Annotated in this window: 15 protein-coding genes; all 15 read left to right on the forward strand. The window is 69.2% G+C overall.

Annotated elements, in window-relative coordinates:
- The first annotated feature begins 42 nt into the window (after window positions 1-42).
- The 15 genes from doeA to TSH64_RS24200 all read left to right on the forward strand — a co-directional run bounded on the left by doeA (window position 43) and on the right by TSH64_RS24200 (window position 15,126).
- On the forward strand, window positions 43-1,233 hold the full coding sequence (gene doeA / locus TSH64_RS24130; protein ID WP_199237651.1) for an ectoine hydrolase DoeA: 1,191 nt from the start codon (window positions 43-45) through the stop codon (window positions 1,231-1,233).
- A gap of 2 nt (window positions 1,234-1,235) precedes the next feature.
- Window positions 1,236-2,273 carry a N(2)-acetyl-L-2,4-diaminobutanoate deacetylase DoeB gene (gene doeB, locus TSH64_RS24135; RefSeq protein WP_109448899.1) on the forward strand — a complete coding sequence of 346 codons (1,038 nt, stop codon included), beginning with the start codon at window positions 1,236-1,238 and terminating at the stop codon, window positions 2,271-2,273.
- Window positions 2,274-2,411: 138 nt separating this feature from the next.
- Window positions 2,412-3,260, forward strand: a complete 849-nt coding sequence (gene ehuB, locus TSH64_RS24140) for an ectoine/hydroxyectoine ABC transporter substrate-binding protein EhuB (RefSeq protein WP_199237652.1) — start codon at window positions 2,412-2,414, stop codon at window positions 3,258-3,260.
- Between the two features lie 309 nt (window positions 3,261-3,569).
- Window positions 3,570-4,517, forward strand: coding sequence for a flavin reductase (locus TSH64_RS24145; protein ID WP_109448903.1), 948 nt, complete (start codon window positions 3,570-3,572; stop codon window positions 4,515-4,517).
- Between the two features lie 39 nt (window positions 4,518-4,556).
- The gene (locus tag TSH64_RS24150; RefSeq protein ID WP_109448905.1) at window positions 4,557-6,068 is read left to right on the forward strand and encodes an aldehyde dehydrogenase; all 1,512 of its coding nucleotides are present in this window, start codon (window positions 4,557-4,559) and stop codon (window positions 6,066-6,068) included.
- Between the two features lie 45 nt (window positions 6,069-6,113).
- Window positions 6,114-7,229 (forward strand): LLM class flavin-dependent oxidoreductase, encoded by a 1,116-nt coding sequence (locus tag TSH64_RS24155; RefSeq protein WP_109448907.1) that lies wholly within the window; start codon window positions 6,114-6,116, stop codon window positions 7,227-7,229.
- A 2-nt stretch (window positions 7,230-7,231) separates the two neighbouring features.
- Complete coding sequence (locus tag TSH64_RS24160; RefSeq protein WP_109448909.1) at window positions 7,232-8,059, forward strand: alpha/beta fold hydrolase; 828 nt, start codon at window positions 7,232-7,234, stop codon at window positions 8,057-8,059.
- A complete protein-coding gene (locus TSH64_RS24165; protein ID WP_109448911.1) occupies window positions 8,052-8,450 on the forward strand; it encodes a carboxymuconolactone decarboxylase family protein in 399 nt (132 codons plus the stop codon). Before TSH64_RS24160 ends, TSH64_RS24165 begins: the two co-directional genes overlap by 8 nt.
- A complete protein-coding gene (locus tag TSH64_RS24170) occupies window positions 8,447-8,761 on the forward strand; it encodes an NIPSNAP family protein (RefSeq protein WP_109448913.1) in 315 nt (104 codons plus the stop codon). The genes TSH64_RS24165 and TSH64_RS24170 overlap by 4 nt, the downstream gene beginning before the upstream one ends.
- Window positions 8,762-8,918: 157 nt before the next feature.
- Window positions 8,919-10,115 carry a glycine betaine/L-proline ABC transporter ATP-binding protein gene (locus TSH64_RS24175; RefSeq protein ID WP_109448915.1) on the forward strand — a complete coding sequence of 399 codons (1,197 nt, stop codon included), beginning with the start codon at window positions 8,919-8,921 and terminating at the stop codon, window positions 10,113-10,115.
- Window positions 10,108-11,043, forward strand: a complete 936-nt coding sequence (locus TSH64_RS24180) for a proline/glycine betaine ABC transporter permease (RefSeq protein WP_109448917.1) — start codon at window positions 10,108-10,110, stop codon at window positions 11,041-11,043. The genes TSH64_RS24175 and TSH64_RS24180 overlap by 8 nt, the downstream gene beginning before the upstream one ends.
- A 79-nt stretch (window positions 11,044-11,122) precedes the next feature.
- Entirely contained in the window at window positions 11,123-12,160 is a 1,038-nt protein-coding gene (gene proX, locus TSH64_RS24185; RefSeq protein WP_109448919.1) for a glycine betaine/L-proline ABC transporter substrate-binding protein ProX, read from the forward strand.
- Between the two features lie 100 nt (window positions 12,161-12,260).
- Window positions 12,261-12,854, forward strand: coding sequence for an amino acid synthesis family protein (locus TSH64_RS24190; RefSeq protein ID WP_109452997.1), 594 nt, complete (start codon window positions 12,261-12,263; stop codon window positions 12,852-12,854).
- A 41-nt stretch (window positions 12,855-12,895) separates the two neighbouring features.
- Complete coding sequence (locus tag TSH64_RS24195) at window positions 12,896-13,864, forward strand: glyoxylate/hydroxypyruvate reductase A (RefSeq protein WP_247873120.1); 969 nt, start codon at window positions 12,896-12,898, stop codon at window positions 13,862-13,864.
- Window positions 13,864-15,126 (forward strand): MFS transporter, encoded by a 1,263-nt coding sequence (locus TSH64_RS24200; protein WP_109448921.1) that lies wholly within the window; start codon window positions 13,864-13,866, stop codon window positions 15,124-15,126. The genes TSH64_RS24195 and TSH64_RS24200 overlap by 1 nt, the downstream gene beginning before the upstream one ends.
- Window positions 15,127-15,128: the final 2 nt, after the last annotated feature.

Genomic DNA, 15,128 nt, shown 5'->3' on the forward strand with positions numbered 1-15,128 from the left:
TTCATTTCCCATGCCCCTCCTCTTACGAGAGAGACCCCCGACATGCTGGAACCGACGCTGAACTTCAGCCGGGCCGAATATGCCGCCCGGCTCGACAAGACCCGTGCCGCCATGGACAAGGCCGGCATCGAGCTGCTGATCGTCACCGATCCGTCGAACATGGCCTGGCTGACCGGCTATGATGGCTGGTCCTTCTACGTCCACCAGTGCGTGATCGTGCCGCCGCACGGCGAGCCGATCTGGTACGGACGCGGCCAGGACGCCAACGGCGCCAGGCGCACCGCCTATCTGGCCCATGACAGCATCATCGGCTATCCCGACCATTACGTGCAATCGACCGAACGCCATCCGATGGATTTGCTGTCGACGATCCTGGCGGACCGCGGCTGGGGCGGGCTCACCATCGGCGTCGAGATGGACAATTACTGGTTCACCGCCGCCGCCTACCAATCGCTGACCACCCACCTGCCCAATGCCCGCTTCCAAAACGCGACGGCGCTGGTCAATTGGCAGCGTGCGGTGAAGAGCCCGCAGGAACTCGACTACATGCGCAAGGCCGCCCGCATCGTCGAGGCGATGCACGCCCGCATCGTCGAGCGCGTCGAGCCCGGCATGCGCAAATGCGACCTCGTGGCCGAGATCTACGACGCCGGCATTCGGGGCATCGGGGGGGCGGACGGCTTCGGCGGCGACTATCCGGCCATCGTCCCGCTTCTGCCGTCGGGGGCCGACGCCTCGGCCCCGCACCTGACCTGGGACGACCGGCCGATGAAGCTGGGCGAGGGCACCTTCTTCGAGATCGCCGGCTGCTACAAACGCTATCACTGCCCGCTGTCGCGCACCGTCTTCCTCGGCACGCCGACGCAAGCCTTCCTCGATGCCGAGAAGGCGACGCTGGAGGGAATGGAGGCCGGGCTCGCCGCCGCCAAGCCGGGCAACAGCTGCGAGGACATCGCCAACGCCTTCTTCGCCGTGCTGAAGCGCTACGGCATCACCAAGGACAACCGCACCGGCTACCCCATCGGCCTCAGCTATCCGCCGGACTGGGGCGAGCGCACCATGAGCCTGCGGCCCGGCGACCGCACCGAACTCCAGCCCGGAATGACCTTCCACTTCATGACCGGCCTTTGGCTGGAGGACATGGGGCTGGAGATCACCGAGAGCATCGCCATCACCGACACCGGCGTCGAATGCCTGGCCAATGTGCCGCGCAAGCTGTTTGTGAAGTCCTGACCATGGCGCCCGCCGCACTTGCCCCCTCACCCATAACCCCGACGGTTGATTTCGACCGTGACGGGGTGCAGCATGGCTTCCTGCGCCTGCCCTACAGCCGCGACGATTCGGCCTGGGGGTCGGTGATGATCCCGCTCACCGTGGTGCGCAACGGCAGCGGGCCGACCGCCCTCTTGACCGGCGCCAACCATGGCGACGAGTATGAGGGCGCCGTCGCCCTGTTCGACCTCGCCCAGACCCTGACGGCCGACCGGGTCGCCGGCCGCGTCATCATCGTTCCGGCGATGAACTACCCGGCCTTCCAGGCGGGAACCCGAACCTCGCCCATCGACAAGGGCAACTTGAACCGCAGCTTTCCCGGCCGCCCCGACGGCACGGTGACGCAGAAGATCGCCGATTACTTCACCCGCGAACTCCTGCCGCTGGCCGATCTGGTGATGGACATCCATTCCGGCGGCCGGACGCTGGACTTCGTGCCCTTCGCCGCCGCCCACATCCTGCCCGACAAGGACCAGGAGGCGCGCTGCTTCGCCGCCGTGGCCGCCTTCGCCGCGCCCTTCTCCATGCGCATGCTGGAGATCGACGCGGTCGGCATGTACGACACGGCGGCGGAGGAGCTGGGCAAGACCTTCGTCACCACCGAACTCGGCGGCGGCGGAACCGGCCGGGCGGAGACCATCGCCATCGCCAAGCGCGGCGTCCGCAACGTCCTGCGCCACGCCGGGATCCTGACGGATGGGCAGGCAGGTGGCAGCCAGTCGGTCGGCGGCCAGCCGGCGGAAGCCAGCCGCTGGCTCGACATGCCGTCTGCCGACTGTTTCCGCTTCGCAGAGGACAGCGGCCTGATCGAGGCCTGCGTCGATCTGGGCCAGCCGGTGCGGAAAGGCGACCTGCTCGCCCGCATCCACCCCATCGGCCGCACGGGGCTGGCGCCGGCCGAATACCGGGCGGCGCTGGACGGCATCCTGGCGGCCCGGCATTTCCCCGGCCTGGTCAAGGCCGGCGACTGCATCGCGGTGGTCGGAACGGTCGAGAGCTGACCGGCGCCAGTTGAAACCCGCCTCGGCAGAAGGCGGGCATTTTGAAGAACGGGTATCGACACCGACCGAACAGGGACCGGCGCCCCGATGGGACCGCCGGCCGGGCACGCACCAAATCACGAAAGAGGGACGGCCGACATGAAACACTCTGTAATGGCTCACCGGTTCGGCATGGCCGCTGCGGCGCTCCTGACGCTCTCGGCACCGGCCTTTGCCGCCGACACGCTGGAGACGCTGCGCGAACAGGGCTTCGTCCGCATCGGCATCGCCAACGAACCGCCCTACACCGCCGTCAAGCCGGACGGCACCGTGTCGGGCGCCGCCCCCGACGTTGCCCGCGCGGTGATGAAGAAGCTGGGGGTCAACGACGTCGTCGCCTCGATTTCCGAATATGGCGCGATGATTCCAGGCTTGCAGGCCCGCCGCTTCGACGCCGTCACCGCCGGCCTGTTCATGAAGCCGGAGCGCTGCAAGGCCGTCGCCTATTCCGAGCCGATCCTCTGCGACGCCGAATCCTTCGCCTTGAAGAAGGGCAACCCGCTGAAGCTGACCTCCTACGAGGACATCGCCAAGAACCCGAACGCAAAGATCGGCGCTCCCGGCGGCGGCACCGAAGAGAAGCTGGCGTTGCAGGCCGGCGTGCCGCGCGACCGCGTGATCGTGGTGCCGGACCCGCAGAGCGGCATGAAGATGTTGCAGGACGGCCGCATCGATGTCTATTCGCTGCCGGTCCTGTCGATCCACGATCTGGTCGGCAAGGCCAACGACCCGAACATCGAGGTGGTCGCCCCGGTCAAGGGCGCCCCGGTCTATTGCGATGGCGCCGCCTTCCGCAAGCAGGACACCGCGCTGCGCGATGCCTTCGACAAGGTACTGGCCGAGATGAAGGCGTCCGGCGAGTTCGCCAAGATCATCGAGCCCTACGGCTTCTCCGCCGAGGCCGCGAAGCAGACCTCCCGCGAGAAGCTCTGCGCCGCGTCCAACTGACCGGTCCCGGGCTGCGCGTGGATTGAAGCCGGACGTTTGCCTGAGCGGGGGCGGGGCAGGAAATCTGCCTCGCCCCCGCTGTATTTCCCTCTGCCCATAGCCCCTGTCCGCCAGCGACGGCGCTGCCGCGGGAGGACCCATTCCTTGGAATCGATGGGACAAAATGTCGCACATTCCTCTGTAGAGGAGGAAGATGGCGGTATCCGCACAGGGTAGCCTCGTCTTCGTAATGGAAGGGAGGCAGACGTGACATTCTCGTCGAATGAACCACCGCCCATCAATCAAAGGGACCTTCGCAACGCCTTCGGCATGTTCCCGACCGGAGTTACGGTCGTCACCGTGCTCGACGAAGACGGAAATCCCCGCGGGATAACGGCGAATTCCTTCACATCCGTTTCGCTCGATCCGCCGCTGGTCCTTGTCTGCATCGGAAACCGTTCCTTCAGCTTTCCGATCTTTTGCAATACGTCGTCCTTCGCCGTGAATCTGCTGCATGCGGGGCAGGCCGATGTCTCCGGCCTTTTCGCCTCCCGCTCGCCCGATAAATTCCAGTCGACCGGCTTCGGCCCGAAACACACCGGCGCCCCGGTCCTGACCGATTGCCTCACCTGGTTCGATTGCACGGTGCACGACCGCGTGATGGCCGGCGACCATCTGGTTCTGATCGGCCGCGTGCAGGCGTTCGGCCCAGGCGGGACCGCCGGGGGGACGGCAAACCGGACAGCTCCGCTCGGCTTCTGCCGGGGCCGCTACGCGACGGTGCACGAGGCGCCGGACGCCGGTGCCGACGCGCCGCACGGCATGCAGGTCGGCTACCTCGTCGAAGCGGACGACGGCATCCTGCTGCAATCCGACGGGGCGGGCGGCTGGCGCCTGCCGGGCGGCCGCAGCCGCAAGGCCGAACGGGCACTGGCTTTGGCGGACGGCAGCACGCTGCCGCTGCGGCCGGACGACAGCTTCCTCTATTCGGTCTTCGACGTCGCCGGGCAGGATGCCGGCTGTCTGGTCTATCGCACCCGCCTCGCCGCCGATGCGGCGACCATGCCCCTGCCGCCGGGCCTGCGGTTCTTCGCGCTCGACGCCCTGCCCTTCGAGGCGATGGCGACGCGCGAGACCCGGGCGATGCTGCGCCGCTATGTCCGGGAACGGCAAGCGGACCGCTTCGGCATCTACATCGACTCAAGCGACGGCGGACGGCTGGCGATGGTCGACGGCCGGCCTTCCCCCTGGCCCGGCGCCTTCGCCGAAAACGGCTGATCCCCCCCGCCGCCCCTTCACAAAGAATACGAGACCGCGATGCACACCACCTGCAGGTCGCTCGAAGGCACCCGCCGCGCCCTCTATATCGGCGGACGGTTCGTCGAACCGAAAAGCGGCCGCTACATCCCGAGCTACGACCCCACCACCGCCGAGCCCTGGTACGAGCTGGCCGATGCCGGTGCCGAGGATGTCGAGGCCGCCGTCGCCGCGGCGCGGACCGCCTTCACCGATCCGGCCTGGCGGCGGATGACCCAGAGCGACCGCGGCAAGCTGGTGCGCCGCCTGGCCGAGCTGATCCTCGCCAACGCCGAGGAACTGGCGCTGATGGAGACCCGCGACAACGGCAAGCTGATCAAGGAGATGCGTGCCCAGATGCGCGCCATCCCCGACAGCTACGTCTATTTCGCCGGGATGGCCGACAAGCTCCAGGGCGACACCATCCCGGTGAACAAGCTGGACATGCTGAACTTCAACCTGCGCGAACCGCTGGGCGTCGTCGGCATGATCACGCCGTGGAACTCGCCGCTGATGCTGCTGACCGGCACGCTGGCGCCCTGCCTCGCCATCGGCAACACGGTGGTGATCAAGCCGTCGGAACACGCCACCGCCTCCACCCTGGCGCTGGCCGAGCTGGTCACCGAGGCCGGTTTCCCGGACGGCGTCGTCAACGTGGTGACCGGCGGCGGCGCCACCGCCGGCGAGGCGCTGACCCGCCATCCCGGCATCGCCAAGATCGTCTTCACCGGCAGCACCCAGACCGGCAGCCGCATCGCCGCCACCGCCGCCGCCAACCTCGTGCCCTGCCAGATGGAGCTGGGCGGCAAGTCGCCCCATGTGGTGTTCGGCGACGTGGACATCGAGCGGGCGGTGAACGGCGTGGTCGCCGGTGTCTTCGCCGCAGCCGGGCAGACCTGCGTCGCCGGGTCGCGCTGCTTCGTCGAGGCCGCCATCTATGACCGCTTCGTCGAGGCGCTGGTCGCCCGCACCGGGCGCATCACCGTCAACCACCCGATGGAGGAGAGCACCGACATCGGCCCGCTCGCCCTGTCGGCGCAGCTCGCCAAGGTCGAGAACTATGTCGCCTCGGGCCAGCGCGACGGCGCCCGGCTGGCCGCCGGCGGACGGCGGCCCCAGGCGGCCGGGCTGGAGAAGGGCTGGTACTTCGAGCCGACGGTGCTGGCCGACGCGCGCAACGACATGGGCTTCATGCAGGACGAGATCTTCGGCCCGGTCGTCGGCGTGGTTCCCTTCGCCTCGGAGGACGAGATGATCGCCATGGCGAACGACACCCGCTATGGCCTGGCGTCCGGCATCTGGACCAGCGACATCGACCGCGCCATGCGCTTCGCCACCCGGATCGACGCCGGCACGGTCTGGATCAACACCTACCGCGCCGCCGCCTACATGTCGTCGAACGGCGGCTTCAAGCAGAGCGGCTACGGCCGGCGCGGCGGCTTCGACGTGATGCGCGAATTCTCGCGGTCGAAGAACGTCGTCATCGATTATTCCGGCGCCATGCAGGACCCCTTCGTCATCCGGCTGCGCTGATCCGCCCCGACCGGGCTTCTCCTCCCCCGAGAAAAGGACAAGGACATGAAGTTCGCCGTCGCGCTTTCCATGGAGCGCTTCTCACCGGACACGCCGATGAGCGACGTGACCAGCACCATGCTGGAACTGGTGAAGATGGCCGACCAGGGCGGTTTCGAGACCCTGTGGACCGCCGAGCACCACACCATCGAGTGCACGATCTCCCCCAACCCCTTCACCATCCTGACCTGGCTCGGCCAGCACACCGAGCGCATCCGGCTCGGCACCGCCACCATCGTCGCCCCCTACTGGAGCCCGATCCGGCTGGCCGGCGAGGCGGCGCTGTGCGACCACCTGACCGGCGGCCGGCTGGAGTTCGGCATCGCCCGCGGCGCCTACCAGTACGAGTTCGACCGCATGGCCGGCGGCATGCCCCAGCAGGAGGGCGTCGCCTACATGAAGGAGCTGGTGCCGGCGGTGCAGAAGCTGTGGGCCGGCGACTATGCCCATGACGGCCATTACTGGAAGTTCCCGCTGGCGACCTCGGTGCCCAAGCCGTTGCAGGTGCCGCACCCGCGCATCTGGGTGGCGGCCCGCGACCCCGGCACCTTCGACTGGGCCGTCGGCATCGGCGCCAGCATCCTGTCGACGCCGCTGGCCGCCCCGGCGGCCGAGATCGCCGTGCTGGGCGAGAAGTTCCGCAAGGCGGTGGCCGACCATCCGGAGGTGCCGCGCCCGCGCTTCATGATGCAGCGCCGCACCTGCTGCTACGAGCGGCCGGAGGAGGCCGAACTGGCGGTGCGGCACAGCATCGACTATGGCCGCAGTTTCGAAAACCTGTTCCAGAACATCGGGACGGTGACCAACGGCTTCCCGACCGCGGTGTCCTACGAAAGCGTCGCCGGCCGCGACAACTACAAGCCGGAGAACGTCCTGAAGAACCTGATGTTCGGCACGCCGGACGAGGTGATCGAAAAGCTGCTGGACTATGAGGCGGCCGGCGTCGACCAGTACTCGCTCGGCCTGTCCTTCAACCTGCCGGTCGAACTCCAGCGCAAGACGCTCGACCTGTTCACCCGCGAGGTGCTGCCGGTCTTCGCCGCGCGTGAGCGCGACCGCCGGTTCGAGGAGGAGCGCCGCCTTGCTGCCGTGCCGCCTCGCATGGCCGCGGCGGGGCGCTGACCATGGCCGACTCCCGTCATTTCACGGTCGGGCCGGTGACGCTGAACTACCGGCTCGACGGCCGGGGGCCGGAGCCGCTGGTCTGCATCCACGGCGTCGGCTCCTATCTGGAGGCCTGGAGCGGCGTGGCGGAGCGGCTCGCCGACCGCTTCACCATCCTGACCTTCGACCTGCGCGGCCATGGCGGCACCACCCGGATCAAGGGCCGCTACGAGATCGACGATTTCGTCGGCGAGACGCTGGCGCTGGCCGACCATGTCGGGTTCGGCCGCTTCAACCTGGCGGGATTCTCGCTGGGCGGGCTGATCGCCCAGCGCCTGACCCTGACCCATCCGGAGCGCGTCAAGCGGCTGGTGCTGCTGTCCACCGTCGCCGGCCGCAATCCGGAGGAGCGCCGGCGGGTGCTCGACCGCCTGGCGGCCCTGCAGGCCGGGCAGCCGGGCTCGCACTACGACGCCTCGCTGTCGCGCTGGCTGACCGAGGACTTCCAGGAACGGAACCCGGAACTGATCCGGGGCCTGCGCGAACGCAACGCCGGGAACGACCCCGACTGCTACGCCGCCGCCTACCGCGTCCTGGCGGAAACCGATTTCGGCGGCTTCCTCGACCAGATCCGCTGCCCGACCCTGATCGCGACCGGGGAGGAGGACATCGGCTCCAACCCGCGCATGGCGCGCACGATGCACGACAGCATCCCCGGCTCGGATCTGCACATCCTGCCGGGCCTGCGCCATTCGATCCTGATCGAGGCGCCGGACGCGGTGGCGGGGCTGATGGGGCGCTTCCTGACGTCCGCCGAGCAACCGAAGGAGGGCGCAAGCCATGGATGAACCCCTGCAACGGGCGGGCGAACGCGTCCGGCGCGACGTGCTGGGCGACGCCTATGTCGACCGCGCCATGGCGGCGGCCGACGACTTCTCCCGTCCCTTCCAGCAGATGGTCAATGAATATTGCTGGGGGCAGTGCTGGGCCGACGACGCGCTCGACCGCCGCCAGCGCAGCCTGCTCAACCTCGGCATGATCGCGGCGCTGGGCCGCATGCACGAGTTCGAGCTGCACCTGCGCGGCGCCATCCGCAACGGCCTCTCCGATGCCGAGTTGCAGGCGGCGCTGATCCAGATCGCGGTCTATTGCGGCATTCCCGCCGGTGTGGAGTGCTTCCGCATCGCCCGCAAAATCCGCCAGGAGATCGCCGAAGACGGCACGGGAGGCACGCCATGATCGTCGAGGAACGCATCTACCGCATCCGCTCGGGCAAGCTGCGCGAATATCTGGCGCTGGTGCAGAGCGAGGGGCTGGCGATCCAGCAGCCGATCCTCGGCAACCTGATCGGCTACTTCGTCAGCGAGATCGGCCCGCTCAACCATGTCGTCCACATGTGGGGCTACGCCGATTTCGAGGACCGCACCGCCCGCCGCCAGCAGCTTTCCGAGGATCCGCGCTGGCAGACCTTCATCCCGAAGCTGGCGGCGCTGATCGAGACGGCGGAAAACCGCATCCTGCTGCCGACCGCCTTCTCGCCCCTGAAATGACGAACCGGCAGCGTCATGCTCCGTTTCTTAGGAACGATAGGTCTGCTTTTCCTCTGTTTCGCAGGAAGACAGGAAGACGCGCAAGTCTTCCTAATGGGCACAAGTAAAAATCTTAAAGACAGGGAAAGCCCACCGAACACAACGATGGGAGACGGTTGTGACTGAACGACTGAGGGTAGAGAATCTCTATAAAGTTTTCTCCAAATCTCCCGATCCGGCCCTGCGGATGTTGGCCGCAGGTGCAAAAAAAGCCGATGTTCTGGCAAAAACCGGAATGGTTGTAGGGTTGAACGACGTTTCACTGTCGGTTCCGAGCGGCGCCATCTATATGGTGATGGGACTGTCGGGATCGGGCAAATCCACCCTGGCCCGCTGCATCAACCGGCTGAACGAGCCGAGCGCCGGCCGCATCCTGCTGGATGGCCGCGACATCGTCGCCGCCGGAGAGGCGGAGCTGCGCGACATCCGTCGCAAGCGCATCTCCATGGTGTTCCAGCATTTCGCCCTGCTGCCCAACCGCACCGTCGCCGAGAACACCGAGTTCGGCCTGAAGCTCCAAGGGGTGTCCCCCCAGGCCCGGCGGCGCCGGGCGGAAGAGGTGCTGTCGATCGTCGGGCTGGCGCGCTGGGGCAACCACTACCCCCACGAGCTGAGCGGCGGCATGCGCCAGCGGGTCGGGCTCGCCCGCGCGCTCGCCACCGATGCCGACGTGCTGATCATGGACGAGGCATTCAGCGCGCTCGACCCGCTGATCCGCACCGAGATGCAGGACGAGCTGCTGCGCCTCCAGCGCACGCTGAAGAAGACCATCCTGTTCATCACCCACGATTTCCAGGAGGCGCTGAAGCTCGGCACGCGGATCGCCATCATGGCCGACGGCGAGCTGGTCCGCGAAGGCACGCCGCAGTCCATCGTGCTGGAGCCGGGCAGCGACTATGTCGCCGCCTTCACCCGCGAGGTCGACCGCTCGCGCCTGTTCGATGCCCGCTGGGCGATGACCCCGGTGCAGCCCGTCCCGCTCGCCGCCGGCCTGTGCCTCGCCGAGACGGGCGACGGCGGCGGGCTGGTGCTCGACGACGGCGGCCATGTCGTCGGCGCGCTCGACTCCGAGACGTTGCGGGGACTGCGCGAAACATCTGGCCGCGGGATTGGCAGCTTGGGCGCCCTGCGCAAGGACTTCGTCACGGTGCGCGAGTGCGACAGCCTTCTCGACGCCGCCCGCGCCCACCGGGCCGGACGGCCGATGGCGGTGGTCGACGAGGAGGGCCGGCTGACCGGCACCCTCGCCGCCGACCGCATCCTGGCGGGCATCGCCGCCGCCCCCTCTCACCCGGCGGGAGGCCTGCATGCTTGACGCGAACGACCTCAACGTCTTCCCGGTCGACGCCTGGATCCAGGACGGCGTCGCATGGATCGCGCTGAACCTGCGCCCGCTCTTCCTCGCCATCAAATGGCCGGTCGAGTATGTGCTGAACCTCAACATCTTCCTGCTCCAGGAGATTCCCTTCCTCGCCATCGTGGCGGTGTCGGTACTGCTGGCCTGGCGGCTGGCCAGCATCGGGGTGGCCTGCTTCAGCGCCGTCGCCCTGGTCGCCATCGCGGCGCTGGGCGTCTGGTCGGAGGCGATGACCACCCTGTCGCTGATCACCACCGCCATCGTCATTTGCGCCGCCGTCGGCATCCCCATCGGCATCGGCTGCGCCCGCAGCGACCGGATGTGGGGCGTGGTCCGCCCGATCCTCGACATCATGCAGACGACCCCGACCTTCGTGTATCTGGTGCCGGTTGTGATGCTGTTCGGCGTCGGCACCGTGCCGGGCGAGGTGGCGGTGGTGACGGCGGCGGCCCCGCCGCTGATCCGCTTCACCAACCTCGGCATCCGCATGGTCGAGACCGAGATGGTCGAGGCCGGCCTCGCCTTCGGCGCCACCAAGCGGCAGCTGCTGTGGGAGGTCCAGCTTCCGCTGGCCGTGCCGACCATCCTCGGCGGCCTGAACCAGACGGTGCTGACCGCGATGGTGATGTCGGTCGTCGTCGCCATGATCGGCGCGGAAGGGCTTGGGCTGGTGGTGCTCCAGGGCCTCGGGCGGCTCGACGTCGGCCGCGCCGCGGTGGGCGGCATCGCCATCGTCCTGCTGGCGATGATGCTCGACCGCATCACCCAGAAGCTGGCCCAGCCCGGCGGCCCCGGCGGACGCCCGCTGCTCCGCAGCCTGCGCGCCCTTGTCCGCTCCAGCCGTCCGGCCACCTCCAAGCCGGCGATCTCCAGTCCGGACCAGTGATCCCCCCGGACCGCAAAGCCCGAACCGCAAGCCCCGCTCCCCCCCGAATCCCGTCCCGACCCCGATTGAGGAAACCGCCATGCCCTTCTTCACAAAGTCGGTCGCCAAATCCCTCTCCGTCGCCGCCTTCCTCGCCGCGGCCTGCGTCCAGCCCTCCCTGGCCGCCGACCAGCCCGGCAAGGGCAAGACCATCCGCTACGCCCAGTCGGACAGCCTGGGCGCCAACTACGTCACCGCCCAGATCGTCACCGCCGCCTTCAAGGAACTCGGCTATTCGGTCAAGCTCAGCACGCTGAGCACGACCCTGTTCTTCCAGGCTGCGGCGCAGGGCGACCTCGACATCGCCACCGACATCAACTTCCCGCAGCGCGAGCCCGCCTTCCGCAAGGTGGAGCAGCAGGCGACCATCGTCGGCGGCGGCCTGATCAAGGAGGGCGGGGTCAACGGCTACCTGATCGACAAGAAGACGGCCGATGCCCACCACATCACCTCGCTGGAGCAGATGAAGGACCCGAAGATCGCCGCGCTGTTCGGCAAGGGCGGCAAGGCGGATCTGGTCAACTGCGATCCCGGCTGGAGCTGCGGCGACGTGGTCGACTTCCAGCTCGACAAGTTCGGCCTGAAGGACACGGTGACCTCGGTGCGCGGCAAGTACGAACCGCTGATGGTGGAGGCGGTCGCCCGCGTCCGCCGCGGCGAGCCCGCCTTCTTCTATGCCTGGAGCCCGTCCTGGGTCACCAACACGCTGGTCCCCGGCAAGGACGTGGTCTGGCTGCCCACCCCGTTCGACGCCCTGCCCCCGTCGGTGCCCAACAAGGGAACGGCCCTGGTCAGCGGCGTGTCGGGCTGCGCCGGCGGCGCCGACCCCTGCCGGATGGCCATGGCCTCCTGGAACTGGAACACCGTCGCCAACCGGGACTTCATCGCCGCCAACCCGGCGGTCAAGGCGCTGGTCGAGAATATCGGCTTCCCGCTGCAGACCTGGGCCGGGTGGGAACGCAGCATCAGCGAGAAGGGCGCCAGCGAAAGCCATATCCGGGCGCTGGCCCAGGAGTGGCTTTCCGCCAACAAGCCGGCCTTCGAGCAGTGGGTCGCCAGCGCCAGGGCGGCGAGCTGAGCCGACATCCAACGCTCCCCAGTTTCCACCCCCGAAGCCGCCGGCCGCCCCCGGTCAGGCCGGCTCCGGGACCGGACATCAGAGAATCGGACAGGACATGATGGACATCGGACTGCGCAAGATCTCCACCTTCATCGAGGAGACCATCGTCGAGGGCGGCAAGCCGGCCGAACGGCCGATCACCTCGGTCGTCGTCGCCGCCGTGCTGCGCAACCCCTGGGCCGGCCAGGGCTTCGTCGAGAATCTGCGGCCGGAGATCCTGCGGGTGGCCCCGGTGCTGGGGGCAGAGATGACGCGGCGCCTGGTCGCCCTGATGCCGGCCGCGCGCATCGAGGCCTACGGCAAGGCCGCGTCGGTCGGCGTCAATGGCGAGATCGAGCACGCCTCCGCCCTGATCCACACGCTGCGCTTCGGCAACATGTTCCGCGAAGCGGCGCAGGGCACCACCTTCCTCAGCTTCACCAACACCCGCAACGCTCCCGGCGCCCTGCTCGCCCTGCCGATGATCCACAAGACGGAGACCGGCAAGCGGGCGCATTTCCTGACCTCCAATTTCCAGGTTCCCGACTCCCCCGGCCCCGACGAGCTGCTGGTCGCCATCGGCGCATCGGACGGCAGCCGTGCCCATCCGCGCATCGGCGACCGCTTCCTCGACATGGAGGAGATGGAAGCGGAAAAGGCCGGCGCCCGTTGAGGCTCCAGCGCGCCCGCTCCCGCCCACGCCCGGCTTTTCGAATGGATCGAGGCTATACCGACATGCCGCTGCAACGCAGCCCGATGACGCTGCTGTTCTGTTCGGGCATCGACAATGCCGGCCTGTGGCGGGAGGCCCTGCACCGCCGCCTTCCCGACGTGACGCTGCGGGTCTGGCCGGAGGTCGGCGACCCGGACGACATCGACATGGCGCTGGTGTGGCAGCCGCCGCCCGGCGTCTTCGCCCGATTGCCCAACCTGCGGCTGGTGATGTCGCTCGGCGCCGGGGTCGAGACGCTGCTGGCCGACCCGTCGCTTCCCGACGTGCCGCTCGTCCGCATGGTGGCGGACAGCCTGAGCGACGACATGGCCGGCTTCGTCGCCCTGCAAGTGCTGCGCTGGCATCGCCATTCCGACGAATTCGACGCCGCGCAGGCGGCCGGGGTCTGGCGCTGGCTGCCCTACCGGCCGGCCCGCGAGGTCACGATCGGGCTGCTCGGGCTGGGGGAGCTGGGACGTGCCGCCGCCGTCGTGCTGGGGGCGCTGGGGTACCGCGTCCTCGGCTGGAGCCGGTCGCCGAAGCGGCTGGACGGCGTGGAGTGCTTCGCCGGCCCCGACGGGCTGGAGGCGATGCTGCCGCGCTGCGACCAGTTGGTCTGCCTGTTGCCGCTGACCGCCGACACCCGCGGCATCCTGGACCGGCGCCTGTTCGCCCGCCTGCCGGCCGGGGCCGTGCTGGTCAATGCCGGGCGCGGCGACCATCTGGTCGAGGCGGACCTGCTCGACGCCCTCGACTGCGGCGGGCTGGGCGGCGCCAGCCTGGACGTGTTCAGCGAGGAACCGCTGCCGGCCGGCCACCCCTTCTGGCGGCATCCACGCATCCGCGTCTCCCCCCACAGCGCCGCCGCCACCCACCCGGCGCAGGCGGTGGAGCAGGTGGCGGCGACCCTGGCGGCCTTCCGCGACGGGCGGCCGCTGGCCAACCGGGTCGAGCGGGGGCGCGGCTATTGATGATGCCGCCGCTTCTGCCGGTGATGGCCGCCGCCGTCCTGATGCAGGCCGGCAACGGGCTGCTCCAGGCCCTGCTGCCGCTGCGCATGCAGGCGCAGGGCCTGTCGGCCGCCGACATCGGCATGGTGGCGTCCGCCTATGGCGTCGGCTTCGCCGCCGGCTGTCTGGCCGCACCCAGGGTCGTCCGCAAGCTCGGCTTCGTCCGCGCCTATGCCGGGCTGGCGGCACTGATGGCGATCCTCGCGCTTGCCCTGCCGCTGGCCGGCGGCAGCGTCGGCTGGGTCCTGCTGCGCGCGCTGACCGGCGTCGGCTTCGCCGGGCTGTTCACGGTGATCGAGGGGTGGATCGGCGCCGGAGCGCAGGACGGCAACCGCGGGCGGATCCTGGCGGTCTACATGGTCACCACCAAGCTGGCGCTGATGGCCGGCCCGCTCCTGCTCGACCCCGGCGGCGACCAGCCCTTCCGGCTGCTGATCCTGCTGATCCTGCTGTCGGTCCTGCCGGTCGCCCTCACCCGGCCGGTCCGCCCGGCCCTGCCGACCGCAGTCTCGCTCGACCTCAGCGGGCTGTTCAGGCTGGCGCCGTCGGCCCTGGTCGGCTGCTTCGCGGTCGGGGTGGTGACCGGCACGATGATCGCGTTCGCCCCGCTGTATGGCTTGCGCATCGGCCTGTCCGAACCGGCCGCCGCCGCCCTGCTCGTCGCCCTCCAGGGCGGCAGCCTTCTCGCCCAATGGCCGCTCGGCGCGCTGTCGGACCGGCGGGACCGCCGCGTCGTGATCGCCGCCGTGGCCGCGACCGGCGCCGTCCTGTCCGCCGGGCTGGCGCTGCTGCCGGCCGGCAGCCCGGCCTGGCTGGTCTGGGCGGGGTTCGCGCTGTGGGGCAGTCAGGTTTTGTGCATCTACGCCCTGTGCGTCGCCCACGCCTGCGATGTGGTGCCGCCGGGCCGCATCGTCCCCACGGTCAGCGGCCTGCTGGTGGTCTGGGCCGCCGGAGCGATGGTCGGCCCGGTGCCGGGCGCCCTGCTGATGGACAGGCTCGGCCCGTCGGGACTGTTCGTCTACGCCGCCGCCGGCTGCACCGCGCTTGCCGCCTTCGTCCTGATCCGCCGCGCCGTGCGGGAACGGGACCGGGCGCCCGGCCCGCCGGCCTTCCGCCCGCTGCCGCCCGACAGCCTGACCGGAGCGGCGATCTCCGGCCCCCGGACAGTCCCTGACCCCTCCAGCATCGGGCCAACGGATGCCAAGCCGCCGGAAGGGCGCTGACG

Origin of the sequence: Azospirillum sp. TSH64 (assembly GCF_003116035.1) — a bacterium.
Classification (GTDB): domain Bacteria; phylum Pseudomonadota; class Alphaproteobacteria; order Azospirillales; family Azospirillaceae; genus Azospirillum.

Bases quoted from the DNA above. Each gene is read 5' to 3' on its own strand.
- TSH64_RS24195 (WP_247873120.1), top strand. From the start codon at position 12,896: ATGGATCGAGGCTATACCGACATGCCGCTGCAACGCAGCCCGATGACG.
- proX (WP_109448919.1), top strand. From the start codon at position 11,123: ATGCCCTTCTTCACAAAGTCGGTCGCCAAATCCCTCTCCGTCGCCGCC.
- TSH64_RS24165 (WP_109448911.1), top strand. From the start codon at position 8,052: ATGGATGAACCCCTGCAACGGGCGGGCGAACGCGTCCGGCGCGACGTG.
- TSH64_RS24180 (WP_109448917.1), top strand. From the start codon at position 10,108: ATGCTTGACGCGAACGACCTCAACGTCTTCCCGGTCGACGCCTGGATC.
- TSH64_RS24190 (WP_109452997.1), top strand. From the start codon at position 12,261: ATGGACATCGGACTGCGCAAGATCTCCACCTTCATCGAGGAGACCATC.
- TSH64_RS24145 (WP_109448903.1), top strand. From the start codon at position 3,570: ATGTTCCCGACCGGAGTTACGGTCGTCACCGTGCTCGACGAAGACGGA.
- ehuB (WP_199237652.1), top strand. From the start codon at position 2,412: ATGAAACACTCTGTAATGGCTCACCGGTTCGGCATGGCCGCTGCGGCG.
- TSH64_RS24150 (WP_109448905.1), top strand. From the start codon at position 4,557: ATGCACACCACCTGCAGGTCGCTCGAAGGCACCCGCCGCGCCCTCTAT.
- TSH64_RS24160 (WP_109448909.1), top strand. From the start codon at position 7,232: ATGGCCGACTCCCGTCATTTCACGGTCGGGCCGGTGACGCTGAACTAC.
- doeB (WP_109448899.1), top strand. From the start codon at position 1,236: ATGGCGCCCGCCGCACTTGCCCCCTCACCCATAACCCCGACGGTTGAT.
- TSH64_RS24155 (WP_109448907.1), top strand. From the start codon at position 6,114: ATGAAGTTCGCCGTCGCGCTTTCCATGGAGCGCTTCTCACCGGACACG.
- doeA (WP_199237651.1), top strand. From the start codon at position 43: ATGCTGGAACCGACGCTGAACTTCAGCCGGGCCGAATATGCCGCCCGG.
- TSH64_RS24170 (WP_109448913.1), top strand. From the start codon at position 8,447: ATGATCGTCGAGGAACGCATCTACCGCATCCGCTCGGGCAAGCTGCGC.
- TSH64_RS24200 (WP_109448921.1), top strand. From the start codon at position 13,864: ATGATGCCGCCGCTTCTGCCGGTGATGGCCGCCGCCGTCCTGATGCAG.